Raw genomic sequence first — 24,146 nt, 5'->3', positions numbered from 1 at the left:
CGGCCGTGACGATCGCGATCAGTTTTCGGGCCCGGGCGCGGCGGAAAATGCGGCCGCGCAGGGCCGCATTCGACGGTGGAGAGTTGTCGCGACAACGACTCTCTCGCGATTTCGGGGAGCGCATTTCAGCGCCGTCGGGGAGGAGACCAGCCGGTCGGGGAGCGGCCACCACTCGATCTATATCCGGTACGTGTTCGCGCTGCCACTCATATCTCAAGCTCCTTTCTTCGATTCAGCACAACGCCCATGAGGTTAGCAACGGGTGGCCGATATCGAAAGTCTGAAGTCGATTTGATCATTCCTCCGGACAATATTTCCAGATCCGAGGTAAAAATACCCCGACGATTTCGGCAGAATTGGGAGATTCGTCTGCAGTGCGGCCGATTCGCCCGAAGTCCAGGCCGCTGCCGGACTGCCGCCGACCACCAGGACGGCCGGGGGCGGGCTCGCCGCGCACGCCCGGCATCGGGCCGCCACGCCGCACTGCAAATTCCTGCAAGGGATTGTGCCCGCGATGCACCCTGCCTATCTTCGGGCCAGCAGAGGCGGGTACGCGGCTGCGATCAGACAAGGAGGTCTGACGATGTCCACTCGCAGGTTCCTGGCGGTGGCGGGTGCGCTCACGGTGGCGGTGTCCCTGGCGGCGTGCGGTGGCGGGTCGAGCGGCGGGGGCGGCGGTGACCACGCCGGGCAGACCCTGCAGGTCTACCTCAGCAAGCAGTCGCAGTACCCCGACGAGCAGCAGCAGTGGATGCAGCGCATCAAGGACGAGTTCCGGAAGAAGACCGGCGCCGACGTCGAGTTCGAGACCTACACCTCGGCCTCCGAGGAGCAGCAGAAGATCCAGACCTCGGTGGTCTCGGGGCAGGGCCCCGACATCTACGAGATCGGCACGACGTTCACCCCCACCGCCTACTCCAGCGGGGCCTTCCTGAAGCTCGGCGACGAGCAGTGGAACGCCGTCGGCGGCCGGGACCGGTTCGTGCCCTCCACGCTGGCGATGTCCGGCCCGGACGAGGCCGACCAGATCGGCGTGCCGTTCTCGTCGATCCCGTTCGTGCTGGTCTACAACACCCAGATGTTCGCCGCCGCCGGGATCGACGGTCCTCCGTCCACCTGGGACGAGCTGGTGGCGGACGCGAAGAAGCTGACCCAGGGCGACACGTACGGCCTCGCGATGGACTACAAGGACCCCTTCTCGCCCTGGAAGTACATCTGGATGTTCGCCCAGCAGTACGGCAACCCGCTGGTGCAGGGCACGACCGCCCGGATCGACGACCCCACGGTCGCCCGGGCCTACGACGCCTACTTCGGGTTCCTCACCAAGGACAAGATCGTGAACCCGGACGCGGTCAACTGGGCATCGGCCGACGCGACGGCCAACTTCGCCTCCGGCAAGTCCGCGATGTTCACCATGACCAGCGCGGGCGTCATCCCGACGCTCGCGAAGTCGCCGGTGGCGAGCTCGTACGCGTTCGCACCGATGCCGACCGTCCCGCCGGGTGAGAGCGCGCTGCCCGCAGGTGGGGTGCCCGCCACCACCATCGTGTCCGGCCAGAACCTGGTGGTCGCCTCCTACTCCACGCAGCAGGACCTCGCCCTGCAGTACGTCGACCTCGTCACCTCCGAGGCCGAGCAGCAGCACTTCTCCGAGGTGTTCGGGGTGCTGCCGGTCAACGCGGCGGCCGCCGACGCGGTGGCCAGCGGGAAGGAGCAGTACGCGCCGGTGCTGGAAGCGGGCAAGCAGGCCAAGCCCACGCCGTTCACCGGGGCGTGGTCGGAGATCCAGCTGGGGCTGACGAACATCACGGTGCAGGCGCTCGCCGGCCTGAGCTCCGGCTCGGTGCCGCCGGACCAGGTGCAGCGGCAGCTCACAGAGCTCCAGCAGACGGCCCAGACCGCGGTCGACAAGGCGGCGGCCGCCCGGTGAGCCTCACCAGCCCGACGGACCGCCCGCCCACCGCGACCGCACCGACCGGCGACGTGGGCGGGCCGGTGGGGGCCGGTGTCCGGCCGGCCGGCCCGACGCGGCGCCGCCAGGGGCCACTCTGGCTGATGACGCCGGGCGGCCTGCTGCTGCTCGTGGTGGTCGTGGTGCCGTTCGTGCTGGCGCTGTGGATGTCGGTCACCGACCTCGACCAGTACACGCTGCGGCAGTGGGCGGGGGCGCCGTTCCTCGGCCTGGGCAACTACGTCGAGGCCGTCACCACCGGCCCGCTGCTGCACAGCGTGTGGCTGAGCGTCGCGTTCAGCGTCCTGACCACGGTGCTGACGCTGCCGCTCGGGCTCGCCGCGGCGTTCGCCGCGCACGACCGGTTCCGGGGCCGTGCGCTCGTGCGCTCGATCTTCCTCATCCCGTACGTCCTGCCGACGTTCGTGGTCGGCACCGTGTGGCGCATCGCGCTCGGGCCGGACGGCGCCGTGAACACCGTGCTCGGTTCCGTCGGGATCGCGGGGGGCAACTGGCTGATCGGCGACCGCACCTTCTGGACCCTCGTGCTGGTGGACACCTGGGCGGCGTGGCCGTTCGTGTACCTGCTGTGCCTGGCAGGCCTGCAGTCCATCGGCCGCGAGGTGCACGAGGCCGTGGCCGTCGACGGGGCGACGTGGTGGCAGAAGACGGTGCACATCGTGCTGCCGAGCCTGCGCGGGCCCCTACTGCTGGCCGTGATCATCGCGACCCTGCACCACCTCAACAACTTCACGCTGCCGTTCGTGCTGTTCGGCTCGCCCGCCCCCGACCAGGTGAACGTCCTGCCGCTCGCCATCTACTCGGCCTCGTTCCAGACGTTCCGCTTCGGCCTGGCCGCGGCGATGTCGGTGGCCTCGCTGGTGCTCGTGCTGATCCCGCTGCTGTTCTACCTGCGCGCCGTGCGGCTGGACACCGGGCTGGAGAAGGGGGCGCAGGCGTGACGGCCGGCATGCAGGCCACCGACCGCAGGCGCTCCGGGGTGGACGCCACCGCGATCCTGCCGCCGGGCCTGCGCCGCGCGGTGATCGCCGTGCTGGTGCTGCTCGTGCTGGCGCCGTGCGCCTACATCCTCGTGGCCTCCCTGATGCCGGACATCGAGGTGGCCTCTGGCGCGGTAGTTCCCAGCAGCGTGACGCTGGAGAACTGGGTCGCGATCTGGACGACGGTCCCGCTGGCCCAGGGGCTGGGCGTCAGTCTGCTGGTCTGCGGGGTCGTCGCCGTGCTCTCCGCGCTGCTGGCGGTCGCCACCGCCTACGTCCTCGTCCGGTTCACGTTCGTCGGGCGCATCACGTTCCTGCGGGCGCTGGTGGGCCTGCAGAGCGTGCCCGGCACGCTGCTGCTGCTCCCGCTGTTCGTGGTCTACGCCTCGGCACCCACCTACCTCGGGATCACGGTGGTGGGGACGACGTGGGGCCTGATGATCACCTACCTGACGTTCGCGCTGCCGTTCGCGACCTGGGTGATGGTCACCTACCTCCGCGGCATGCCGGTCGAGCTGGAGGAGGCCGGGCTCCTGGACGGGCTCAGCCGCATCGGGGTGCTCCGCCGCATCGTGCTGCCGCTGAGCGCACCCGGGCTGATCGTCGCCGCGATCTTCTCCTTCCTGCTGGGCTGGAACGACGTGCTGTTCGCGAGCGTCCTGACCCAGCCCCGGACCCGCACCGCGGCGGTCGTCCTGCAGGCGTTCGGGGCGTCGCAGGAGGGTGGGGCACTCCCGCTCTACGGGCAGGTCATGTCCTCCGCCGTGGTCTGCGCCGCGCCCGTCGTCGTCCTGTACCTGATCTTCCAGCGCTACCTCGTGGGTGGCCTGACCGGAGGGCTGAAGTGAACGATTCCGTGCCTGCACCCGTACGGTTCGCCGTCGTCGGCTGCGGGGTGATCGGACGCCTGCACGCGGAGGTCATCGCCGCCGGGCACGACACCGCGCTCAGCGTGCTCGTGGACACCGACGCGGCCGCCGCCGACGCCGTGGCCGACCACGTCGCGGGGCTCTTCGGTGAGCGCCCGGCCGTCACCACGTCGCTGGCCGAGGCGCTGGCCCGCGACGACGTCGACGCCGTGGCCGTCGCCGTGCCCAGCGGTGCGCACGCCGCCGTGTCGGTCCCGGTGCTCGAGTCCGGGCGGCACCTGGTGGTGGAGAAGCCGCTCGACGTCAGCGTGGCCGCGGGCCGCGACGTCGCCGAGGCCGCGGCGCGGCACCCCGGCCTCGTGGCCGCCGTGATCAGCCAGCACCGGTTCGACCCGGCGAGCGTCGCCGTCCACGAGGCCGTCTCGCGTGGGGAGCTGGGCCGGGTCACCTCGGCCGTCGCGACGGTGTCGTGGTGGCGCAGCCAGGGCTACTACGACTCGGGCGACTGGCGCGGCACCTGGGCGCTCGACGGGGGCGGCGCGCTGATGAACCAGGGCGTGCACACCGTCGACCTGCTGCTGTGGTTCCTCGGCAGGCCGATCGACGTGGTGGCCCACACGGCGCTGCTCGCCCACGAGCGGGTGGAGGTGGAGGACACCGTGGCCGCCGTGGTGCGCTTCGAGTCCGGCGCGCTCGCGACGCTGCACGCCACGACCGCGGCCTACCCCGGCCTCACCGTCCGCCTGCAGGTCATGGGGGACGCCGGCTCCGCGGTCGTGGACAACGACCGGCTCTACTACTTCCACAGCGCCCGCCGCGCCACCGAGGAGGCGGCGGGCGACGCCGGCGTCGGACCCAACCGCGGGGTCGGCGGCGACGGCAACCAGGCGGCCCAGCTCCTCGCCGAGGAGGAGACCGGGCGCCACGTCGGAGGCGGGCCGGGCACCAGCGCCATGTTCGACGGCCACCACCGCCAGTACCTCGACATCGTCCAGGCGATCCGGACGGGCGGCACGCCCGGCGTGACCGTGGCCGATGCCCAGCTCGCCCTGGCCACCGTGCAGGCCGTCTACGAGTCGGCCCGCACCGGAGCCCCGGTCCTCATCGCCGACGTCCTGGAGGGCCGGGTCGTGCCCGTCCCCGAACCCCCTCGGCGGCCGGCCACCGTCAACTGACCCCGACCGAAGGAGCCCCAGCCATGTGGACCCTGTCCGGCTTCGCCGACGAGATCTCCCCCGACCTGGACGAGCAGGTCCGCGTGCTCACCGAGCTGGGGATGTCCCAGCTGGAGCTGCGCGGCGCCTGGGACACGAACATCGCCGACTTCGACGACGAGCAGGTGGAGCGCATCGCCCGCACCCTCGACGGCGCCGGCATCGCGGTGTCCTCGATCGGTTCCCCCATCGGCAAGGTGCCGGTCACCGCCGACCTGGACGAGCACGTGGCCCGGTTCCGCCGCTGCGCGCAGGTGGGGCGCCGGCTCGGGGCCCCGTACGTGCGGGTCTTCTCCTTCTACCCGAGGGACGCCCACGACCCCGCCGCCGACCGCGACACCGTGCTGCGCGGCATGTCGGCGCTGGCCGCAGCGGCCGAGCAGGAGGGTGTCGTGCTGCTGCACGAGAACGAGAAGGCGATCTACGGGGACGTTCCCGAGCGCTGCCTCGACCTCGTCGAGTCCGTGGGGTCGCCCGCGCTGCGGCTCACCTGGGACCCCGCCAACTTCGTGCAGTGCGGCGTCCGGCCGTTCACCGAGGGCTACGAGATGCTGCGCCCGTACGTGGACTACATCCAGATCAAGGACGCGATCGCCGCGACCGGCGAGGTGGTGCCGGCCGGGAAGGGCGACGGCGAGGTGGCCCGGACCGTGGCGGCCCTGCGCGCCGACGGTTTCGACGGCTGCTTCTCCCTGGAGCCGCACCTGGCGCAGGCCCACGCGGGCGGCGGGTTCAGCGGGCCGGAGCTGTTCGCCACGGCCCACGCGGCGTTCACCGGGCTGCTGCGGGAGCAGGACATCCCGTTCCGCTGACGCCCTCCGGGGTGGCAGCAAAGCCACGTTGCGGCAACGAGGTTGCGTCAAAGTGGCTTTGCTGCAATCCGGCGGCCCCGCCTCAGGCCGGCACGCCCGCCCGGGCGGCGCGGAGGTAGGAGAGGTTCGCGGCCGTCCGCTCGGCCAGCGGCCGGTCGGTGGAGAAGTCCTCGACGGTGACCCAGCCGTCGTAGCCCAGCTCCGTCAGGTGCCGCAGGTACCCGGCCACGTCGGCCTGGCCGGTGGGCAGCTCCGCCCACGCGTGCTCCCAGCGGACGGTGCCGTCCACCTCCGTCTCCGCCGGTCGCCAGGCGCAGTTCTTGACGTGCACGTGCGCCAGGTACGGGCCGAGCATCTCCAGGCCGGCCCGGATGTCCTCCCCGCCCTCGATCACGAGGTTGCCGAGGTCGTGGATCACCCCGACGGCGTCCGGGTCCACCCCCTCGAGCAGCCGCAGCGCGGCCGAGGAGCTGGAGACGACGGTCTGGTGGTGCAGCTCGACGAGGACCTTGACGCCGTGGCGGGCGGCCCGCCCCGCGATGTCGGCGAAGCAGCGGCGGGCGTGGGCGAACAGCTCGGGGTAGGGCGCCGCACCGAGGGCGGGCGTGCGCACCCGCACCCGCTCGGCGCCGAGGGCGGCGGTGGCGGCGAGCAGCCGGTCGACGTCGGCGTGCTCGTCACACAGCGCGTAGCCGCCGATCCCGGAGAACGCCAGGCCGGCGCCCACGGTGAGCTCGCGGATCCGCGGCACGTCCTCCTCGAGGGTGGCCAGCGGCCAGGTGCAGCGGTTCCCGGCCCAGAAGCCCGGTGTCGGGGCGTCCTGCTGGTCGACCACGCGCCACTCGACGCCGTCCCAGCCCTGCGCGGCCAGTTGCTCGACGGCCTGCTGGGGCGTCCACTGCGGCAGTGCGGCGGTGAAGACCGAGAACCTCAAGGTTCCTCCCTGGTGTCGCTCATCTGGGGTGTCACTGCTGGGGCCGGGCGGGAGCAGGTCCGGTGGAGCCGCGGATCGTCAGCACGGCAGGCACGGTGTGCACGCGCGGCGGGGGTGGCACCGGCCGCAGCTGCTCCAGCAGCATGTCCGTGGCCAGCCGTCCGACCTGCTCGATGGACGCGGTGACGGTGGTCAGCGGGGGGTGGCAGAAGTCGGCGCCGAAGGTGTCGTCGCACCCCACCACGCTCATGTCGTCCGGCACCGCGAGCCCGCGGGCGAACAGCCGCTGCAGCACACCGAGCGCGATGAGGTCGTTGAAGGCCAGCACGGCCGTCACCCCGGCGTGCACGGCGGCGTCGGCCGCGGCCGCACCGGCGGCGCGCGTGGGCGGGAACGGGCCGAGGCGCCGCACCGACAGCCCGGCCCGGCGCGCCGCCATCTGCACGGCGCGCCAGCGCCGCCCGTTGGACCACGAGGAGCGCGGGCCGGACAGGTAGGCGACGTCGCGATGGCCGAGCGAGGCCAGGTGGTGCAGGGCCTGGACCATGCCCGACGGGGTGTCGATGACCACCGAGGCGACGCCGGGCGTGCTGCGGTTGACGGCGGTGAGGGGCACCGACCTGGCCGCCTCGCGCAGCGCGTCGTCGCTCAGCCGCGACGCACCCAGTACCAGCCCGTCGGCGCCCCTCGCCGCGGTCGCGATGTGCTGGCGCTCCAGCTCCACCGACTCGTCGGTGTCGATCAGGATCTGGCTGTAGCCGGCGGCGGCCGCCTGGGCCTGGGTGCCGCGGACCAGGTCGAAGAAGAACGGGTTGGTGATGTCGGGGACGAGCAGCGCGAGCGTCATGGACCGGCCCGACATCAGTGACCGGGCGGCGGTGCTCGGCTGGTAGCCCAGCTCGGCGACCGCGGCGAGCACCCGCTCCCGGGTGGCGGGGTTGACGAGGTCCGGCCGGGAGATCGCGCGCGACACCGTGGAGATGGAGACGCCGCAGGCGCTGGCCACGTCGTGGATGGTCGCCATGCCCCCGCCCTGCTCGCGTCATTGCGATGGGCGGGAGAGCGTCCCGCCCGTCACTGCACGTTAGTGCAAGCGCTTGTGCCGGGTAACCCTCTTCGAAGTTCTACAGCTATGGCGCGCTTCGACTTGATGTTGTAGAGTATCGACGACCTCCGGAGGAGCCGATGACGACCACCGCAGATCCCGACCAGGCCGCGATCCCGGCGGTCTCGTTCGACACCGACCCGTCGTCCTACCGGCACTGGACGCTCGAGCTCGACGGTGAGGTCGCCTACCTGCGCCTCGACGTCGACGAGTCCGGCGGCATCGTCCCGGGCTACGAGCTCAAGATGAACAGCTACGACCTGGGCGTCGACATCGAGCTCTACGACGCCACGCAGCGGCTGCGCTTCGAGCACCCCGAGGTGCGTGCCGTGGTGGTCACCAGCGCGAAGGACCGCAACTTCTGCGCAGGCGCCAACATCCGGATGCTCGCGCAGAGCTCGCACCCGTGGAAGGTGAACTTCTGCAAGTTCACCAACGAGACCCGCAACGGCATCGAGGACGCCACGGAGCACTCCGGCCAGACCTACCTCGCGGCCGTCAACGGCACCGCGGCGGGCGGCGGGTACGAGCTCGCGCTCGCCTGCGAGGAGATCCTGCTGATCGACGACAACTCCTCCGCGGTGTCGCTGCCCGAGGTGCCGCTGCTGGGGGTGCTCCCCGGCACCGGCGGACTCACCCGCGTCGTCGACAAGCGCCGGGTGCGCAAGGACCGCGCCGACGTGTTCGCCACGAGGTCCGAAGGGGTCCGCGGCAAGCAGGCGGTCGAGTGGAAGCTCGTCGACGAGGTGATCCCGAAGCGGGTGTGGGACGAGACCGTGCGCGAGCGGGCCGCCGCCGCGGCGGCGCGCTCCACCCGGCCCGCCGGTGCGCAGGGCATCCCCCTCCCCCCGCTGCAGCGGGAGGAGACCGAGCAGGGCATCCGCTACCGGCACGTCGAGGCCCGTTTCGACCGCCCGCTGGGCGTCGTCGAGATCACCGTCCACGGCCCCGAGGGCGACCTGCCCGACACGGTCGAGCGCGTGCACGCGCTCGGCGCCGACTTCTGGCCGCTGGCCATGACCAGGGAGCTCGACGACCTCGTCCTGCGCCTGCGGGCCAACGAGCTGGAGCTGGGCACCTGGGTCATCCGCACGAAGGGCGAGGTCGAGGACGCGCTGGCGTTCGAGCGGGTCATCGTCGAGCATTCGCGCGGCGACTGGCTGGTCAACGAGATCCGCCACTACTTCAAGCGCGTGCTCAAGCGCCTCGACGTCACCTCGCGCTCGCTGATCGCGCTGATCGAGCCGGGGTCGTGCTTCGCGGGCGCGCTGCTGGAGCTGGCGCTGGCGTGCGACCGGCAGTACATGCTGGAGGGGCTGCTCGAGGAGGACGCCCAGGAGGGTGAGCCCGCGCAGATCGTCCTGTCGGACTCCAACTTCGGCGCGTTCCCGATGAGCAACGGGCTCTCCCGGCTCGGGTCGCGGTTCTACGGCGATGACGACCACGTCGCCAAGCTCCACCAGGAGACCGGACGCCGGATCGAGGCCGCGGAGGCGATGGAGCTGGGCCTGGTCACCGACGCCCCCGACGACATCGACTGGGAGGACGAGATCCGGATCATGCTGGAGGAGCGCGCCTCCCTCTCCCCCGACGCGCTGACCGGCATGGAGGCCAACCACCGGTTCGTCGGACCGGAGACCATGGAGTCGCGTATCTTCTCGCGGCTCACCGCATGGCAGAACTGGATCTTCGTTCGACCCAACGCATCGGGCCCCGACGGCGCGCTGCGCAGGTACGGCACGGGACGCAAGGCCGACTTCGACCGCAAGCGAGTCTGAGAGCAGAGCGAATCATGTCAATCGACTACTCCGAGAAGATCCCGAACAACGTCGATCTGGCCGGTGACCGCAAGCTCCAGCGCGCGCTGGAGAGCTGGCAGCCCAACTTCCTCACCTGGTGGAAGACGATGGGGCCGGCCGTCCCGACCGAGGACGTCTACCTGCGCACGGCGGTCGCCGTCGGCCGGGAGGGGTGGGCGCACTTCGACCACGTCGCGATGGAGGAGTACCGCTGGGGCGTGTTCCTCGCCGAGCGCAACGCCGACCGGCGCATCGCGTTCGGGGAGCAGAAGGGCCAGCCGGTCTGGCAGCAGGTCCCCGGCGAGTACCGCGCCGACCTGCAGCGCCTCATCGTCATCCAGGGCGACACCGAGCCCGCGTCGGTCGAGCAGCAGCGCAGGCTCGGCGAGACCGCGCCGTCGCTGTACGACCTGCGCAACCTCTTCCAGGTCAACGTGGAGGAGGGCCGCCACCTCTGGGCGATGGTCTACCTGCTGCACGCCTACTTCGGGCGCAACGGGCGCGAGGAGGCCGAGGCGCTGCTGCAGCGCAACTCCGGCGACCTCGACAGCCCGCGGATCCTCGGGGCGTTCAACGAGGAGACCCCGGACTGGCTGTCGTTCTTCATGTTCACCTACTTCACCGACCGCGACGGGAAGTACCAGCTCGGCACGCTCAAGGAGTCGGCCTTCGACCCGCTGAGCCGCACCTGCGAGTTCATGCTCAAGGAGGAGGCGCACCACATGTTCGTCGGCACCACGGGTGTCGACCGCGTGGTGGCCCGCAGCGCCGAACTGATGCGCGAGCACGACACCGAGGACATCGCCCCGCACGGCGGCATCCCGCTCGACGTGATCCAGAAGTACATCAACTTCCACTACTCGGTGTCGCTGGACCTCTTCGGCTCCGAGCAGTCCACCAACGCCGCCAACTACTTCACCGCGGGCCTCAAGGGGCGCTGGCAGGAGGAGCGGCGCAAGGACGACCACGTCCTCACCGAGGACGCGGCGCGGATCGAGCTCGTGCGCGACGGCGAGCTCACCACCGACGAGGTCCCGGCACTGCTGGCACTGAACAACGACCTGCGCACGGAGTACGTCTCCGACTGCCAGAGCGGGCTCAAGCGCTGGAACCGGGTGCTCGAGCAGGGCGGCATCGACGCGCGCCTGTACCTCCCGCACGTCGGCTTCAACCGGGACGTCGGCCTGTTCTCCGACCACCACATCACACCCAAGGGCGACCTCGTCGGCCCCGACGTCTGGGAGGCCAACCGCGACCGGTGGCTGCCCACCGAGGCCGACAAGACCCACGTCCGGTCCCTGATGCGGCCGGTCTACGAGCCCGGCAGGATCGCCGGCTGGATCGCCCCGCCGTCCCACGGGATCAACGACAAGCCCTTCGAGTACGAGTACGTGCACTTCCCCTGACCCACCTCGTTGCAGCCCTCGTTGCAGCAAAGCCACTTTCATGCCATCTGGTTGCGTGAAAGTGGCTTTGCTGCAATCCGGGGGCTACAGGGGTGCCGTCAGCTCCAGGTGGACGCCGTCCGGGTCGCTGAACGACAGGATCGAGATCCCGAAGTCGCTGAGGTCCTTGACCGAGCCGTGCGGGATACCGCGCTCCTCCAGCCGGTCCGCGGCGTCGGTCAGCGCCTCGCGGGAGGGCACGGTGAAGCTCAGGTGGTCGAGCCCGACCCGCTCGGCGACGAACCGGTCGGTGCCCGACGCCACGGGCCGCAGCCCGAACAGCATCCCGTGGGCCCGGAACACGACACCGCCGTAGAGCCGGCTCGGATCCCGCAGCACCGCGGGATCGTCCGGGCTGCCGTCCGACTTCGCGACCACCTCGAAACCGAGCACATCGGAGTAGAACTCCTGCGAGCGCTCCAGGTCGGTGACGGTGAGCCGGAGATGGTGGATGCCGGCGGTGTCGATCAGTCCCATCACTCCAGTGTCCGCCCGCCCGGTACGGGACCGGGCCGAGCGGCGTGTGGGGCCGGGTACACCTGGGCGCACCCAGGGCCTGTCTGAAGTCGAGATCAAGGGGTGAGATTCCTCTTACGACCGGCGTTTCGACCGCATGCTCAGGATTCCGTGAACCTTTCCGCCCGGAATGCCGACTGCCTGTGTGACGGATGGTGCAGAGCAGGGAGGTGTGGTGGGCAACGACGGGTTGCTGGTGGTGCGCTGCCAGCTTGGGGAGCGGGAGGCGTTCCGCGAACTGGTGGCCATGTGGCACCCCGTGCTGTGGCGCTATGTCCGAGGCATGGTCGGCTCTCCGCACCTCGCGGACGATCTTGCTCAGGAGGCGTGGGTCGCTGTGGTGCGCGGCCTGCCGCGGCTGCGGCAGCCGGAGCGGTTCGCCCCCTGGCTGTTCACCATCGCCCGGCGCACAGTCACTGACCATCTGCGGCAAACGTACAAGGCTCCGGAGACGGCCATGGAGGAAGCCACGACTGTCGTCGCCGACGACGAGCTCAGCGGCGTGCTCACCACGATGCAGATCGAGGCAGGTCTTGCTGCTCTGCCGCCCTTGGAGCGCAAGGTGCTGATCCTCCTCCACCTGGAGGACCTGCCACTGGCTTCCTGCGCGGAGGTGCTTGGCGTACCGGCCGGCACGGTCAAGAGCAGGCTGCACCGCGCCCGGCGCATGCTGCGCAACCTCCTTGCCGAGAAGGGATACGAGGCATGAGCGAGCAGAGCCGCGCAGCGCAGCGGGATGTGCCCGAGCAACTGGAGCGCACGCTGGCCACAGAGGTGTCACTGCGGTCCAGGCTGCGCCACGTGGCAGTGGGCCTGGCCGGGGGATGCGGCGCGGCCATGATCGCGGTGCTGTGGGCCACCGAGCCGAATGCTCTGCCGACGCGTACCCAGGCCGTCTACGCCGGACTGATCGCCATCGGGCTGGCCTGGGCCGTCTTCGCCGGCTGGGTGCTGAGCAGGCGTCGGCCGCTGTTCGCCCGGGACCGGGTGCTGTCTGCCCGGATCGCACTGGCGGCGACCGTGGTGACCGCCCTGGCCGGGGTGGCGCTGGCTGCAGTCCGCGGCAGTACCACCGACCTGGTGGCCACCGCCGCGGGCGGAGTCGTCTTCACCGCCGCCGCGATGCTCACCCTGGCACGGGCGCGGCGCCGCCGACGCGAACTACTGCGACTGCGGGATGCCCTGCGACAAGACGCCCCCTGAACAGCCGATTTCATCTAAAGATCACCCAGATCATCAGGGAGACAGACATGGACAACAAGACTCCTCCGATCGGCCCGCTGGCCCTCGCGCTCCGCCTCCGCGGTGGAAGCAAGCGCACCGTCCTGGTCGTCGCGGCCCTGGCCTGTACCGCCCTGCTGATCGGCGTCGGCCTGCTCCTGACCTGAGCTTGCGACCCGAGCCGAGGTTCCACCGCTGAGACCTCGGTGACACGCCCAAGAATTCAGTGACACTGGGCAGCTGACAGAGGACGGGGATGGCTCTCCCGCCACCGGGCACCCGAGCGGAACTTCCAGATCACGCCCTCGAACTGCTCCCGCAGATGCTCCGGATACGGGCCGGACGTGCCTATCGGCAGGAACGGCTCGATCGACTCCCACTCATCGTCTGTGAGTTCCCAGGTCAAGGTCCGAGGCCCGGTCGGCCGCCCCCGCACCCGACCCGACGCGGTCGCCGGCGACAAGGCGTACTCCTCCCGCGCCAACCGCGCTTACCTGCGCAGACGGAACATCAAGGCGGTGATCCCGGAGAAGGCCGACCAGGTCGCCAACCGCAAGGAGAAGGGGAGTGCCGGAGGCCGCCCGGTCAGCCACGACGCCGCGCTCCACAAAGATCGCAACACTGTCGAGCGCCTAATCAACAAGCTGAAAGCCGCGGCGCGGCATCGCGACCCGCTACGACTGTGAGGATCAAAACACCCAAGAGCTACCTCGCCGGCCTCCATTTGCGAGGAGCAGTGATCTGGATGCGCAGCCTCCAATGATCACGACTTCAGACAGGCCCTAGGCCGGGCCCGCCGCCACCAGCGCCGTGGGGGTCGGCTGCGGGAGCGGGTCGCACTGCGCGTCGGAACCGTCTCCCGGCACCCGCTTGGGCAGCGTTCCCTTGCCGAGGTAGTCCGCGACGTGGCCGTCCACGCACTGGTCACCCGAGAGCGACGCCGCGTGCGTGGTGCCCCCCACCCCCTCGACCAGCGCGGAGTTCGGGAACAGCCGGCGGGCCTGGAGGCTGCCCTCGAACGGCGTGGCACCGTCGAGCGTCTCGTCGATCAGCAACAGGCTCTTCACCTTGCTGCCGTCGACCTGTACCGGCTTGGCCGGCTTCGCGGGCCAGAAGGCGCACGGCGCGTTGTACCAGGCGTTGGCCCAGGTCTCGAAGGGCGCCTGCACGGCGACCTTCGCGTTGTCCTCGCGCCACTGGTTCCAGTCGGTGGGCCACTGCGTGTCGGTGCACTGCACGGCGAGGTAGACGGCGTAGTTGTTGTCGTCGGTCGTCGACGCCGACCCGCTGTAGACGGTCTTGAGCCCCGCGGCGTCACCGCCGTTGACCCACTGGGAGAAGGCACTCGCGACGTTCTCCCAGTTGCGGACGTCGTAGCCGGCGCCGAGGAAGAGGTCGGTCAGCTCGGACGGGCCGATCAGCCCGCCGGCCGGCTTCTGGCGCAGCTTCTCCTTCTGGCTGTAGAAGAGCTTCTCGACGTCCTCGCCGCTGTTGCCCAGCCGGTAGACGCCGTCGTTCTTGGCGATCCAGTCGAAGAAGATCTGGATGTTGCGCTCGAACGCGACGTCCTGCTGGAGGTTGGCCTGGTACCAGACGTTCCGCTCGTCGACCACGCTGTCGAGCACCATCCGCCGCACCCGGTCCGGGAACAGCGTGGCGTACACCTGGCCGAGATAGGTGCCGTAGGAGAAGCCGTAGTAGTTGATCTGGTCGGCGCCGAGCGCCTTCCGGATGCTCTCCATGTCGTCGGCGGAGTCGACGGTGGTGATGTGGTTGAGGAGATCGCCGTTCTTCGCGCCACACGCCTTCGCGTAGGACTCGGCCCGTTTCAGCCACGCGGCCTCGCTGCCGGGGGTGTCCGGGTCGTAGTCCGGGCGGTTGTAGCCGGCGTAGTCGGGGACGCAGCTGAGTGCCGGCTGGCTCGACCCCACACCGCGCGGATCGAACCCGACCCAGTCGTAGCTCGCGCCGACGTTGTCCGGCACCGCGGAGCCGAGGAGGGAGAGCCCGAACCCGGAGCCGCCCGGCCCGCCGGGGTTGACCAGCATGACGCCCTGGTACTGGGCCTGCGGGGTGGTGTGCTTCACCATCGACACCGCGAGCTTGATCTTCGCCTGCTGGGGTGCCGAGTAGTCGAGCGGCACCTCGACGAACCCGCACTGCGCCGAGACGGCCTGCAGCTGCGCCGCGGAGCAGGGACCCCACGCCACGGGCGGAGGCGTGTAGTCGGGCTCGGGATCGGCGACGGGCGCGACCTCCGCCGCAGGAACCGCTATGGCCGTGCCCGCGAGACCGGGATGCGCAGTGGGCGCAATGACCGCGCCGACCAGCACGAGGCCGGCAGCCGCCATGACCGTCACGATTCTGCGCACGCATGCCCCCCAGTTCCGCCCGAGAACGAACGGAAAGACCCCTCAGACGAGTGACTTGTCACTCTGCGCTATCACCACGCAAACCTCAATCGGGAGGACGACTGCACGGGGGTGTTCAGCGCCACGTCGCGCACGGGGCTCCCGGCCGAGCCCGACAACGGGGACAAACCGCCGGTCAGAGGGTCGAGAGCGACGCACAGGGGGTACGCGGCCGGGGCCGGATGCTCACGGCGGCCCTCGGCCGGGCCCGGGAGCGGCTAGTAGAACTCGACGGTGTTGACGACGTTGCGCAGCGGCCGCCCGTCGAGCAGCCGGCCGGCGTTCTCGGCGAAGAGCTCGGCGATGCGGCGGTCCTCGGCCGGCGTCAGAGTGGCGGTGTGCGGGCTGATCAGCACGTTCGGCAGGTCCCACAGCGGGCTCGCCGGGTCGAGGGGCTCGGCGGCGAACACGTCGAGCGCCGCGAAGCCGATGCGCCCGTCGCCCAGTGCCTCGACCAGCGCCTCCTCGTCGATCACCGTGCCCCGCCCGACGTTGACCAGCGTGGTAGCGGGCCGGACGGCGGCGAGCACCTCGGCGCTCACCAGCTTCTCCGTGGCCGCCGTGCCGGGCAGGGTGACGACGACGGCGTCGACCCGCGGGACGACGGCGGCGAGCTCGTCGGGGTGCACCAGCTCGTCGACGCCGTCGACGGGTTCGCCGCGCCTGCTCGTGCCGATCACCGTGGCGCCAAGCGCCGCGAGCACCCTGGCCACCTCGCTGCCGATCCCGCCGAGCCCGACAACCAGCACGGTCTGCTCGCGCAGCTGACCCATCGGCCAGCGGTCCCACCGGCGTGAGGCCTTGTCGGCGAGCAGCTTCGGCAGGTTCTTCGCCCCGGCCAGCAACCCGAGGAGAGCGAACTCCGTGAGCGGGGCCGCGTGGACCCCCGCCGACGTCGTGAACGTGACGCGGTCGAGCTGCTCCTGGGTGAGGCCGGCCGCCTTCACGTGGGCACCGCCTCCGGCGGCCATCGTCTGCACCCACCGCAGGCCGGGGTTGGCCTCGACGGCCCGGCGCAGCTCGGCGGGCTTGTCGTCCGGGATCCCGTAGAGCGCCTCCGCCTCGGCCAGCATCTTCTCGAAGCGCTCCTGCTGCTCCGGGGTGCGGACGAACGACGGGTCGCCGGAGTGGTCGGCCGGGTACCGGACGGGCGGCAGCAGCTCCTGGTCGCGCACCAGCTCGATGCGCGGTTCCCGCTGCTCGATCAGCCCGCACAGCTCCTCGCTCAGGGGTGTCGCCACCGCGACCCGGAGCCGATCCTGCACCTGCCACCTCCCGTTCTCGCACCACCGCGGTCGTCCACGGCAGTGGGCACAAGCCTGACACGACCGGCTGCCCTCCCCGCCGGCCGCTCCCGACCTTGCCGGGGCGGTCGGGACCGACGAGCATCCGGTCATGACCATGTCCCCGGTGCCGCTGCTCCCCGGCGTCCGTTCCGCGAGCGTCGACACCGACCGCATCCGGATGCACTACCTGGAGTCGGGCCCGGCCGATGCCGTGCCGATCCTCATGGTGCACGGCAACCTCTCCACCGGCCGTTTCTTCGAGCACCTGATGCCGGAGCTGCCGCAGTACCGCGTCATCGCCCCGGACATGCGCGGCTTCGGCGACTCCGAACCCGCTCCGGTGGACGCCACCCGTGGCCTCGGCGACTGGGCGGACGACCTCGCCGCGCTCACCCGGGCCCTGCGGATCGACCGGCCCCCGCATCTCGTGGGCTGGTCGACGGCGGGCGCGGCGATCGCCCGGTACGCGATGGACCGGCCGGTCGCGTCGCTGACGTTCCTCGACCCCGTGCCGCCCTACGGCTACGGGGGTGTCCGCGCCGACGGCACACCGTGCTTCCCCGACTTCGCCGGGTCCGGCGGCGGCACCGTCGAGCGGGAGATCGTGCGGCGCATCGCCGCGGGCGACGACTCGGCCGAGAGCCCCTTCTCCATCCGCAACGTGCTGAACACCTTCTACTTCGCCCCGACCCACCGGGAGCTGCCGGAACGCGAGGACCTGCTCGTCGCGGAGATCCTGAAGACCGTCACCGGGGACGCCAACTACCCGGGCGACTCCACCGCCTCGCCGAACTGGCCGGGCATGGCGCCGGGCACGTCCGGTCTCATCAACGCCCTGTCGCCGAAGTACTGCGACTGGACGGGCCTCGTCGACCTCGACCCCAAACCGCCCGTCCTGTGGACGCACGGCAGCGCCGACCTCGTGGTGGCCGACGGATCGCCGCTGGAGCTGGGCACCCTCGGCGCGTCGGGGGCCGTCCCGGGATGGCCCGGGCCGGACGTGTTCCCCCCGCAGCCGATGGTGACCCAGATCCAGGAGGTGCTGGAGCGCTACGCGGACGCAGGCGGGGTGGTGCGGACCGAGATCTTCGACGGCGCGGGGCACGGCCCCCACCTCGACTCCCGGGAGAAGTGGCTGGCGGTGTTCGCCGAGTTCCTCACGTCCGTCTGACCCGCGAGTCGCCCGTTCTGCGCACGCGAGTCGCCTCTTCTAGCTGCTCCGATGGGGTGAAACGCCGTCGGAGAACCGGCGCTTCGGCCGATGTATGAGGTGTGCAGGAGAGCAGCGGGAGGACCCGGCCGGACGCCGGTTCCGCGCTGCTCGATCTGTACGACGAGGCGCTCCCCGAGGTCTACGGGTATCTGCTCGCCCGCTGCGGCTGGCAGGCCCTCGCCGAGGACCTGACGGCCGAGACGTTCCTGAGCGCCGTCGCCGCCTGCCTCGGCGACCGGCCCCCCACGCCCAGCACGGCATGGCTCGTGGGCATCGCCCGGCACAAGCTCGCGGACCACTGGCGCGCGGCCGAACGCGAGCAACGGAACCTGCGGTCCGTCGACGGCGGACCGACGCCGGTGGACGACCCGTGGGACGAACGGCTCGACGCGATGCTCGCGCACGAGGTGCTGGACGCGCAGTCCGGCACCCATCGAGCCGTGCTGACCCTGCGCTACCTCGACGGGCTGCCGGTGCCGGAGGTCGCACAGGTGCTGGGACGCAGCGTGCACGCCACCGAGGCACTGCTCGTCAGGGCCCGGACGGCGTTCCGCCGCAGCTACTCCATCCGCGGGGAGGGCGGCCCGCGATGACCGACGCCTTCGACGCCCTCCGCATCCCCGACGCCCCGGCCACCCCCGACCCGGAGTTCGCCGACGGCCTGCGCGTCCGCGTAGAGCGCGCGGTGCTGGACCGGCCGGACGACACCGTGACCGCCACCGGGGCGACCATCGCCGAGCCGACCACCCCCGAGCCTGCCTCCACCACCGACACCACCGTCGGCGACGCCACGACCGACGCCACGACCGGCACCGCGACGGCCGCCGCGGTCCTGCCGCTGCACACCGTCACCCCCTACCTCGCGGTGTCGGATGCGCGCGCCGCCGTGGAGTTCTACATCGGCGCGTTCGGGGCGGCGCGCCGCGGCGAGCCGGTCCTGATGCCGGACGGCCGCATCGGCCACGTCGAGGTCGTGCTCGGCGACAGCGTGCTGATGATGGCCGACGAGTTCCCGGAGCTGGATCTGCTGGCCCCGGTGACCCGCGGTGGTTCCACCCAGTCGCTGCGCCTCGAGGTCACCGACCCCGACGCGGTGGTCGATCGTGCGCTCGCGGCCGGTGGCGTGCTGGAGCGTCCTGTCACCGACTCGCCCTACGGCCGCGGCGGCGTCGTGCTCGACCCGTTCGGGCACCGGTGGATGGTGTCGCGGGAACCGGCGAGACCGCGCACCGGCGACATCGTCCACGCCTCGCTGTGGACGGCCGACGTCGAGCGCGCCGAACGCTTCTACGCCGCCGTACTCGGCTGGACGGTGGAGCCGGGCTCCGGGCCGCAGCACCGCCGGGTGACGAGCGCGGGCGCCCGGCTGGGGCTGTCCGGCGGCCACGACCGGAGCACGCTCATGCTCTGCTTCGCCGTGCCCGACGTGGACGCCGCCGTCGCGGTGGTCCGCGCGGCGGGCGGCACGGCGGGCGAACCGGCCGACCAGCCCCCCGGCCGCGTCACGGACTGCGTGGACGACCTGGGGGTGCCCTTCGCGCTCCGGAGCGGGCCGCCCGGACCCGTGCCCGGGTCGGACGACGCGATCGCCCATCTCGTGCTCCGGGTGCCCGACGCCGGCCGGGCCAGGGCCTTCTACGGCACGGTCCTCGGCTGGGGGTTCGTGCCCGCCCGCGTCGCCAACGGGTGGAACGTCCGCACGGCGGCGGGTGAGCCGCGGCCCCGCACGTCGATCTGGGGCGGGCGGTCCGAACCCGCCGTGGTGGTGCCGTCGTTCGCCGTCCCGGATCTCGCCGCCGCGGTGCAGGCCGTCCGGGCCGCTGGCGGCACCGGCGCCGGACCCGAGCGGCGCCCGTTCGGGAGGGCGGCCGAGTGCACCGACGACCAGGGCGGCCGGTTCCAGCTCGTCGAACGCTGAGAGACCACCGACGACCGGCTCAGCCGCCGCCGGAGGAGGCCACCGGGACCCGATCGGGCTACTCTCATCCCGCGGGGCCGACGGACGCTCGCTCCTCGGCACCGGATCAGGGGACCGCTCAGGGGGTGCGGCAGTGGCCAGGGGGGACGACCGAGATGGGTGCTGACGCGGCGTTCGACGCCCTCGCGGATCCGGTTCGCCGCGAGATCCTGACGCTCTTGGCCCAGCGCGACGAGTGCAGCGCGGGCGAGCTGTCCGAGCACATCAACCGGGTGGGACGCACCGCCGTGTCCAGCCACCTCCGCGTGCTGCGCACCGCAGGCCTCATCACCGAGCGCCGCACCGGCCGCTTCCGCTACTACTCCGTGGACGCCACCGGCCCCGCGCAGGAAGTGATCCAGCTGCTGCAGGAGCTGTTCCAGGGGTCGCTCGACGCCACCAAGGCCGCCGCGGAACAGGGCGCGGCGAACGACGCCGGCACCGGTACCGCCGCTGACGGGCCCGTTCGCAGAGCCATGTGATGAGCCGGCTCGCCCTCACGGCCGAACAGCACGTCGACGCACCGCCCGAGGCGGTGTTCGCCCTGTTCGGCGCGGGCACGGGTGCGGGATGGGTCTTCGATGCCGTGTGCGACCGGGTCGGGGTGGGCGCGGTCGTCACGTTGAACGCGCCGATGTTCGGCGCGGCCTCCGGGCCCGTGGAGATCCTCGGCCGGATCTCCGCCGTCCGCTCTCCGTCGCGCATCGAGATCCGGCACGACCAGCCGTGGCGGGGCCGCCTGCGCGTGCACATCGACCCGAACGGCGGCGGCACCAGGGTGCGCCTGATCGCCGACCTCGACGACGCCGGTCTGCACTGGCTGATGCGCCGCCGCGGCTTCCCCGTGCCCGACGGGCCCGTGGCGGGCACCCATCCGGTGGGCCTCCTGACGAGCAAGTCCGGCTCCGCCAGCGTGTTCGCCTCGGCCACCGAGAACCTCGCGGCCATGGCCGTCGAGGAGATCAACGCCGACGGCGGCATCGACGGCAGACCGATGCGGCTCATGGTCGGGGACGACGCCACCGACCCCCGGCTCGGCACCATCGAGGCGTGGCGGCTGGTGCACGCGGGCTGCCGGGTGATCATGGCGAGCACGACGTCGGCCACCTTCTCCCGCGCCGCGCACGAGCTGCGCGACTCCGGCGTGCTGATGGTGCAGCCGGTCATGAACGAGGGTGGCCTCGACGGCGGCCTGCGCGTCCAGCTCGGGGAACGCCCCGAGCACCAGCTGCGTGCCGCGGCGGCCCCGATGATGCAGATGGCGGGCGGGCGGCGCTGGTTCCTCGCCGGCAACGACTACGTGTGGCCGCGCGCGGTGCACACGACCGCGCGGCGGGTGCTGGCCGACGACGGCGGCACCGTGGTGGGGGAGAACTTCGCGCCGCTGGGCACCCGCGACTTCGCGCCGCTGATCGAGAGCGTCCTGCAGTCGGGGGCGGACGTCGTGCTGTCCTCCTTCGTGGGCGCCGACCTCGTGCACTTCGAGCGGCAGTGCCACGCGATGGGTGTCCGCGACCGGTGCCGGTCGCTCGCCCTCGCCCTCGACGAGCCCACCCGCGAGCGCATCGGCGACGACGCCGCGGCCGGGATGTGGGGCGTCTCCGGCTACTTCGAACAGCTCCCCGGCCCCGTCAACGAGGCGTTCCTGCAGCGCTACCGCACCACGTTCGGGCAGTTCGCGCCGCCGGTCTCGAGCATCTCCGAGTCGGTGTACGAGGCGATGCACCGCTACGCGGCGGCCGTCCGGCGGGCGGGCGCCGACCACCTCGGCGCCACGGCGCGCGAGCTGCGCTACAGCCGGGAGGACTTCCCGCGCGGCGAGGCCGCCGTGGGCCAGGAGCCGCAGCGCATGTTCCTGGCCGAGGCCACGACCGGTGGCTTCCTCGTGGACCTCCCGCGGTGACGGTCGGCTGCCCGACCCCCGCCTGATCAACGTGCCAACTGTCGTAGACATGTCGATCTCCCGCTCGTTACGGTGCGTGGGCCACCGACCGCGAGGAGACACACGATGCCCCTTGAGCCCCCTGACCAGTCGGAGATCGCCGAGGTGGCCGTCGGCTACGGCCTGGGCCTGACCGACGCCGACGTCGAGTCGTTCGCCCCGCTGGTGCACGGGGTGCTCGCGTCGTGGGACGCCGTCGAGGCGCTCCACGCGCAGGTGGAGCCCGTCGCGCCCGACCGGGCGTGGGCGCGGCCCGAGGCCGCGGACAACCCGCTGAACGCCTGGTACGTCACCTGCAACATCACCGAGAGCAGCGAGGGCCCGCTCGCCGGCCGCACCGTGGCGGTCAAGGACAACACCGCAGTGGCCGGCGTGCCGATGATGAACGGCTCCACCACCCTGGAGGGCTTCGTCCCGTCCCGGGACGCCACGATCGTGTCCCGGATGCTCGCCGCCGGCGCCACGATCGCCGGCAAGGCCGTCTGCGAGGACCTCTGCTTCTCCGGTGGCTCACACACCTCGCGCACCGGCCCGGTGCAGAACCCGTGGGACACCAGCCGGTCGTCGGGCGGGTCGTCCAGCGGAAGTGCCGCACTCGTCGCGTCCGGTGTGGTCGACTTCGCCACGGGGGGCGACCAGGGCGGCTCCATCCGCATGCCCGCCTCCTTCAGCGGGATTGTCGGGCACAAGCCCACCCACGGTCTGGTGCCCTACACCGGCGCGTTCCCGATCGAGCAGACGATCGACCACGTCGGCCCCATGACCCGCACGGTGGCCGACGCCGCGCTGCTGCTCGGCGTCATCGCCGGACCCGACGGGCACGACCCGCGCCAGCCGGGTGACCTCGTCGTCCAGGACTACGTCGCGGCACTTTCCCGGTCCGCTGAGGGGTTGCGGGTCGGTGTGGTCGGCGAGGGCTTCGGCCACCCAGGCTCCGAACCCGATGTGGACGACGCGGTGCGCGCTGCGGCCGAGACGCTGCGCGAGGCCGGCCTCACCGTCGAGGACGTCTCGATCCCCTGGCACCTGCACGGCCTGAAGATCTGGGACGTCATCTCCATCGAGGGCGCCACGGCACAGATGGTGGACGGCAACGGCTACGGCCTGAACTGGCAGGGCCGCTACGACCCCGAGCTCATCGAGTTCTACGGCAACAAGTGGCGTGCGGACGGCAGCCAGTTCTCCGAGACCGTCAAGCTCGTGCTGCTCTCCGGCCGCTACGCGCTCGACCGCTACCGGGGCAAGCACTACGCCATGGCGCGCAACCTGGCCCCCCGGCTGCGAGCGGCCTACGACGAGGCGCTGGCCCGCTACGACGTGCTGGTCATGCCCACCACGCCGATCCAGGCCTCGCTCATCCCGGCCGAGGACGCCCCGCGCGAGGAGCAGATCGTGCGGGCGCTGGAGATGGTGACGAACTGCGCGCCGCTGGACGTCTCGGGGCACCCGGCGTGCAGCGTGCCCGCCGGGCAGGCCAACGGCCTCCCGACCGGGATGATGATCATCGGGAAGCGGTTCGACGACGCCACCGTGCTGCGCGTGGCCCACACCTTCGAGCAGGCGGTCGGGGGATTCCCCGCGCCGCAGGCCTCAGCGGTGGCCGGCGCGAGCTGACGAGCTACGGCATGCTCGCCCGCCCCCTACCGGGCGAGCATGCCGTTCCCCCGGCGCCGGCAGCTCAGCTCGTGCGACAACGGACTTCCGGGCCGCGCCGGGCGCCTGCGGGTCGGGCTCCGCGGGTTCCTCCGCGTCCGCAGGGCGCGGCAGCGGCACCGCGGCGAGCAGCGGAAGCTGACCGTCCTCGGCGGTGGTGGGGCGCCGGACATGGGCCATCACCCAACCGGTGGCCCGCGCGTGCCCGTGGACGAATGACACGGTCATCACCTCCCTGCCCCAGTGGAGCACGAGGCACCGACAGGACCCCCGACCGGACCGGCCTACCCGAGCGTGCGGGCCATGCAGAGGCTCAGCGGCGAGTCGGCGTACTCCCCGAAGCACTCGATCTCGACGTACCCGGCGTGCCGATAGAGCCCGACGGCCTCGACCTGTCGCGCACCGGTCTCCAGCACCACCCGGTCGGCGAACAGCGCCGCCGCCTCCGCCTCGAGCGCAGCCAGCAGTGCCCGGCCGACCCCGCGGCCGCGTGCCTGCGGCCGGACGTACATCCGCTTGATCTCGCCGACGCCGGGCTCGCGCAGCCGCACGGCTCCGCAGCCGAGCATGTGGCCCGTCGAGTCGTCGACCGCAACGAGGAGCACCCCGTGGCCCGGCGCCACCTCGGCCGGGTCGAGCCGGTCGTGGACCGCGCCCTCCTCCGGGTACATGTCGTGCAACTCGGCGTCGAGCTCACCGATCAGCTCGCGGACCGCGGGCTCGTCGAGGGTGACGGTCTCGATCCGTACGGACGACATCGGCGCAGGATATCGGGCGACCATGATCCCGATGGTCACCTACGATCCCGGCGGTGACC

The 24,146-nt window shown here is 71.7% G+C and carries 23 protein-coding genes and 2 pseudogenes; 18 read left to right on the top strand and 7 right to left on the bottom strand.

What is annotated here, in order from left to right; genetic code table 11:
* The first annotated feature begins 583 nt into the window (after window positions 1-583).
* The 5 genes from HF577_RS05995 to HF577_RS05975 are packed head-to-tail and all read left to right on the top strand — an operon-like array spanning window position 584 to window position 5,847.
* Window positions 584-1,930: an ABC transporter substrate-binding protein gene (locus HF577_RS05995; RefSeq protein ID WP_169394720.1), complete on the top strand. Its 1,347-nt coding sequence runs from the start codon at window positions 584-586 to the stop codon at window positions 1,928-1,930.
* Window positions 1,927-2,913: a carbohydrate ABC transporter permease gene (locus HF577_RS05990; RefSeq protein ID WP_211173854.1), complete on the top strand. Its 987-nt coding sequence runs from the start codon at window positions 1,927-1,929 to the stop codon at window positions 2,911-2,913. Before HF577_RS05995 ends, HF577_RS05990 begins: the two co-directional genes overlap by 4 nt.
* On the top strand, window positions 2,910-3,800 hold the full coding sequence (locus tag HF577_RS05985) for a carbohydrate ABC transporter permease (protein WP_211173853.1): 891 nt from the start codon (window positions 2,910-2,912) through the stop codon (window positions 3,798-3,800). The genes HF577_RS05990 and HF577_RS05985 overlap by 4 nt, the downstream gene beginning before the upstream one ends.
* 8 nt (window positions 3,801-3,808) lie before the next feature.
* Window positions 3,809-4,996 (top strand): Gfo/Idh/MocA family protein, encoded by a 1,188-nt coding sequence (locus HF577_RS05980; protein ID WP_211173852.1) that lies wholly within the window; start codon window positions 3,809-3,811, stop codon window positions 4,994-4,996.
* 23 nt (window positions 4,997-5,019) lie between these two features.
* A complete protein-coding gene (locus tag HF577_RS05975; RefSeq protein WP_169394718.1) occupies window positions 5,020-5,847 on the top strand; it encodes a sugar phosphate isomerase/epimerase family protein in 828 nt (275 codons plus the stop codon).
* Between the two features lie 82 nt (window positions 5,848-5,929).
* On the opposite strand, the gene HF577_RS05970 is transcribed toward HF577_RS05975, so the two are convergent.
* A complete protein-coding gene (locus tag HF577_RS05970) occupies window positions 5,930-6,781 on the bottom strand; it encodes a sugar phosphate isomerase/epimerase family protein (protein WP_169394717.1) in 852 nt (283 codons plus the stop codon).
* Between the two features lie 31 nt (window positions 6,782-6,812).
* The gene (locus tag HF577_RS05965) at window positions 6,813-7,805 is read right to left on the bottom strand and encodes a LacI family DNA-binding transcriptional regulator (protein WP_169394716.1); all 993 of its coding nucleotides are present in this window, start codon (window positions 7,803-7,805) and stop codon (window positions 6,813-6,815) included.
* 161 nt (window positions 7,806-7,966) lie between these two features.
* On the opposite strand from HF577_RS05965, the gene boxC reads away from it, so the two are divergent.
* Both boxC and boxB read left to right on the top strand, forming a co-directional pair.
* Complete coding sequence (gene boxC, locus HF577_RS05960) at window positions 7,967-9,664, top strand: 2,3-epoxybenzoyl-CoA dihydrolase (protein ID WP_169394715.1); 1,698 nt, start codon at window positions 7,967-7,969, stop codon at window positions 9,662-9,664.
* A 14-nt stretch (window positions 9,665-9,678) separates the two neighbouring features.
* The gene (boxB, locus tag HF577_RS05955; protein WP_169394714.1) at window positions 9,679-11,091 is read left to right on the top strand and encodes a benzoyl-CoA 2,3-epoxidase subunit BoxB; all 1,413 of its coding nucleotides are present in this window, start codon (window positions 9,679-9,681) and stop codon (window positions 11,089-11,091) included.
* A gap of 84 nt (window positions 11,092-11,175) precedes the next feature.
* Here boxB and HF577_RS05950 read toward each other — a convergent pair whose 3' ends face one another.
* Window positions 11,176-11,607 carry a VOC family protein gene (locus HF577_RS05950; RefSeq protein WP_169394713.1) on the bottom strand — a complete coding sequence of 144 codons (432 nt, stop codon included), beginning with the start codon at window positions 11,605-11,607 and terminating at the stop codon, window positions 11,176-11,178.
* Window positions 11,608-11,821: 214 nt separating this feature from the next.
* Here HF577_RS05950 and HF577_RS05945 point away from each other — a divergent pair, with 214 nt between their 5' ends.
* Genes HF577_RS05945 through HF577_RS05935 form a run of 3 tightly spaced genes read left to right on the top strand, consistent with a single transcriptional unit; the run spans window position 11,822 to window position 13,034 of the window.
* Window positions 11,822-12,355: an RNA polymerase sigma factor gene (locus HF577_RS05945; protein ID WP_312858966.1), complete on the top strand. Its 534-nt coding sequence runs from the start codon at window positions 11,822-11,824 to the stop codon at window positions 12,353-12,355.
* Window positions 12,352-12,849, top strand: coding sequence for a transmembrane transport protein (locus tag HF577_RS05940; protein ID WP_169394711.1), 498 nt, complete (start codon window positions 12,352-12,354; stop codon window positions 12,847-12,849). Before HF577_RS05945 ends, HF577_RS05940 begins: the two co-directional genes overlap by 4 nt.
* Window positions 12,850-12,896: 47 nt before the next feature.
* On the top strand, window positions 12,897-13,034 hold the full coding sequence (locus HF577_RS05935) for a hypothetical protein (protein WP_169394710.1): 138 nt from the start codon (window positions 12,897-12,899) through the stop codon (window positions 13,032-13,034).
* A 95-nt stretch (window positions 13,035-13,129) separates the two neighbouring features.
* On the opposite strand, the pseudogene HF577_RS05930 reads toward HF577_RS05935, so the two are convergent.
* A pseudogene (locus HF577_RS05930) lies at window positions 13,130-13,273 on the bottom strand (transposase); the annotation flags it as partial.
* A 1-nt stretch (window position 13,274) separates the two neighbouring features.
* Here HF577_RS05930 and HF577_RS05925 point away from each other — a divergent pair.
* Window positions 13,275-13,630 (top strand): annotated as a pseudogene (locus HF577_RS05925) (transposase); the annotation flags it as partial.
* Between the two features lie 19 nt (window positions 13,631-13,649).
* Here the strand turns inward: HF577_RS05925 and HF577_RS05920 are convergent.
* Together HF577_RS05920 and HF577_RS05915 are read right to left on the bottom strand one after the other, a co-directional pair.
* Window positions 13,650-15,218 (bottom strand): alpha/beta hydrolase, encoded by a 1,569-nt coding sequence (locus HF577_RS05920; protein WP_169394709.1) that lies wholly within the window; start codon window positions 15,216-15,218, stop codon window positions 13,650-13,652.
* A 278-nt stretch (window positions 15,219-15,496) separates the two neighbouring features.
* Window positions 15,497-16,249 (bottom strand): D-2-hydroxyacid dehydrogenase, encoded by a 753-nt coding sequence (locus tag HF577_RS05915; RefSeq protein WP_246265906.1) that lies wholly within the window; start codon window positions 16,247-16,249, stop codon window positions 15,497-15,499.
* A 424-nt stretch (window positions 16,250-16,673) separates the two neighbouring features.
* Here HF577_RS05915 and HF577_RS05910 point away from each other — a divergent pair, with 424 nt between their 5' ends.
* The 7 genes from HF577_RS05910 (at window position 16,674) to HF577_RS05880 (ending at window position 23,548) form a co-directional block, all read left to right on the top strand.
* A complete protein-coding gene (locus tag HF577_RS05910) occupies window positions 16,674-17,735 on the top strand; it encodes an alpha/beta fold hydrolase (protein ID WP_246265888.1) in 1,062 nt (353 codons plus the stop codon).
* Window positions 17,736-17,836: 101 nt separating this feature from the next.
* Window positions 17,837-18,370: an RNA polymerase sigma factor gene (locus HF577_RS05905; RefSeq protein ID WP_169394707.1), complete on the top strand. Its 534-nt coding sequence runs from the start codon at window positions 17,837-17,839 to the stop codon at window positions 18,368-18,370.
* Entirely contained in the window at window positions 18,367-19,695 is a 1,329-nt protein-coding gene (locus tag HF577_RS05900; protein ID WP_169394706.1) for a VOC family protein, read from the top strand. Before HF577_RS05905 ends, HF577_RS05900 begins: the two co-directional genes overlap by 4 nt.
* A gap of 155 nt (window positions 19,696-19,850) precedes the next feature.
* The gene (locus HF577_RS05895) at window positions 19,851-20,216 is read left to right on the top strand and encodes a metalloregulator ArsR/SmtB family transcription factor (protein ID WP_169394705.1); all 366 of its coding nucleotides are present in this window, start codon (window positions 19,851-19,853) and stop codon (window positions 20,214-20,216) included.
* Complete coding sequence (locus HF577_RS05890) at window positions 20,216-21,637, top strand: ABC transporter substrate-binding protein (protein WP_169394704.1); 1,422 nt, start codon at window positions 20,216-20,218, stop codon at window positions 21,635-21,637. The genes HF577_RS05895 and HF577_RS05890 overlap by 1 nt, the downstream gene beginning before the upstream one ends.
* Before the next feature lie 105 nt (window positions 21,638-21,742).
* Complete coding sequence (locus tag HF577_RS05885; RefSeq protein WP_169394703.1) at window positions 21,743-23,290, top strand: amidase; 1,548 nt, start codon at window positions 21,743-21,745, stop codon at window positions 23,288-23,290.
* Window positions 23,291-23,329: 39 nt separating this feature from the next.
* Entirely contained in the window at window positions 23,330-23,548 is a 219-nt protein-coding gene (locus HF577_RS05880; protein ID WP_169394702.1) for a hypothetical protein, read from the top strand.
* Between the two features lie 65 nt (window positions 23,549-23,613).
* Here HF577_RS05880 and HF577_RS05875 read toward each other — a convergent pair whose 3' ends face one another.
* Entirely contained in the window at window positions 23,614-24,087 is a 474-nt protein-coding gene (locus tag HF577_RS05875; RefSeq protein WP_169394701.1) for a GNAT family N-acetyltransferase, read from the bottom strand.
* Between the last annotated feature and the right edge of the window lie 59 nt (window positions 24,088-24,146).

This window comes from Pseudonocardia xinjiangensis (genome assembly GCF_012911925.1).
Classification (GTDB): domain Bacteria; phylum Actinomycetota; class Actinomycetes; order Mycobacteriales; family Pseudonocardiaceae; genus Pseudonocardia; species Pseudonocardia xinjiangensis.
The sequence above is the reverse complement of the archived record's forward strand: the minus strand, read 5'-3'. Positions and strand labels throughout refer to the sequence as shown.

Excerpts from the sequence above, each read along its gene's own strand:
- HF577_RS05965 (WP_169394716.1), bottom strand. The coding sequence starts at position 7,805 with ATGGCGACCATCCACGACGTGGCCAGCGCCTGCGGCGTCTCCATCTCC.
- HF577_RS05920 (WP_169394709.1), bottom strand. The coding sequence starts at position 15,218 with ATGGCGGCTGCCGGCCTCGTGCTGGTCGGCGCGGTCATTGCGCCCACT.
- boxB (WP_169394714.1), top strand. The coding sequence starts at position 9,679 with ATGTCAATCGACTACTCCGAGAAGATCCCGAACAACGTCGATCTGGCC.
- HF577_RS05900 (WP_169394706.1), top strand. The coding sequence starts at position 18,367 with ATGACCGACGCCTTCGACGCCCTCCGCATCCCCGACGCCCCGGCCACC.
- HF577_RS05890 (WP_169394704.1), top strand. The coding sequence starts at position 20,216 with ATGAGCCGGCTCGCCCTCACGGCCGAACAGCACGTCGACGCACCGCCC.
- HF577_RS05975 (WP_169394718.1), top strand. The coding sequence starts at position 5,020 with ATGTGGACCCTGTCCGGCTTCGCCGACGAGATCTCCCCCGACCTGGAC.
- HF577_RS05940 (WP_169394711.1), top strand. The coding sequence starts at position 12,352 with ATGAGCGAGCAGAGCCGCGCAGCGCAGCGGGATGTGCCCGAGCAACTG.
- HF577_RS05995 (WP_169394720.1), top strand. The coding sequence starts at position 584 with ATGTCCACTCGCAGGTTCCTGGCGGTGGCGGGTGCGCTCACGGTGGCG.
- HF577_RS05950 (WP_169394713.1), bottom strand. The coding sequence starts at position 11,607 with ATGGGACTGATCGACACCGCCGGCATCCACCATCTCCGGCTCACCGTC.
- boxC (WP_169394715.1), top strand. The coding sequence starts at position 7,967 with ATGACGACCACCGCAGATCCCGACCAGGCCGCGATCCCGGCGGTCTCG.
- HF577_RS05910 (WP_246265888.1), top strand. The coding sequence starts at position 16,674 with ATGACCATGTCCCCGGTGCCGCTGCTCCCCGGCGTCCGTTCCGCGAGC.
- HF577_RS05935 (WP_169394710.1), top strand. The coding sequence starts at position 12,897 with ATGGACAACAAGACTCCTCCGATCGGCCCGCTGGCCCTCGCGCTCCGC.
- HF577_RS05915 (WP_246265906.1), bottom strand. The coding sequence starts at position 16,249 with ATGGCCGCCGGAGGCGGTGCCCACGTGAAGGCGGCCGGCCTCACCCAG.
- HF577_RS05885 (WP_169394703.1), top strand. The coding sequence starts at position 21,743 with ATGCCCCTTGAGCCCCCTGACCAGTCGGAGATCGCCGAGGTGGCCGTC.
- HF577_RS05875 (WP_169394701.1), bottom strand. The coding sequence starts at position 24,087 with ATGTCGTCCGTACGGATCGAGACCGTCACCCTCGACGAGCCCGCGGTC.
- HF577_RS05895 (WP_169394705.1), top strand. The coding sequence starts at position 19,851 with ATGGGTGCTGACGCGGCGTTCGACGCCCTCGCGGATCCGGTTCGCCGC.
- HF577_RS05880 (WP_169394702.1), top strand. The coding sequence starts at position 23,330 with ATGCCGTTCCCCCGGCGCCGGCAGCTCAGCTCGTGCGACAACGGACTT.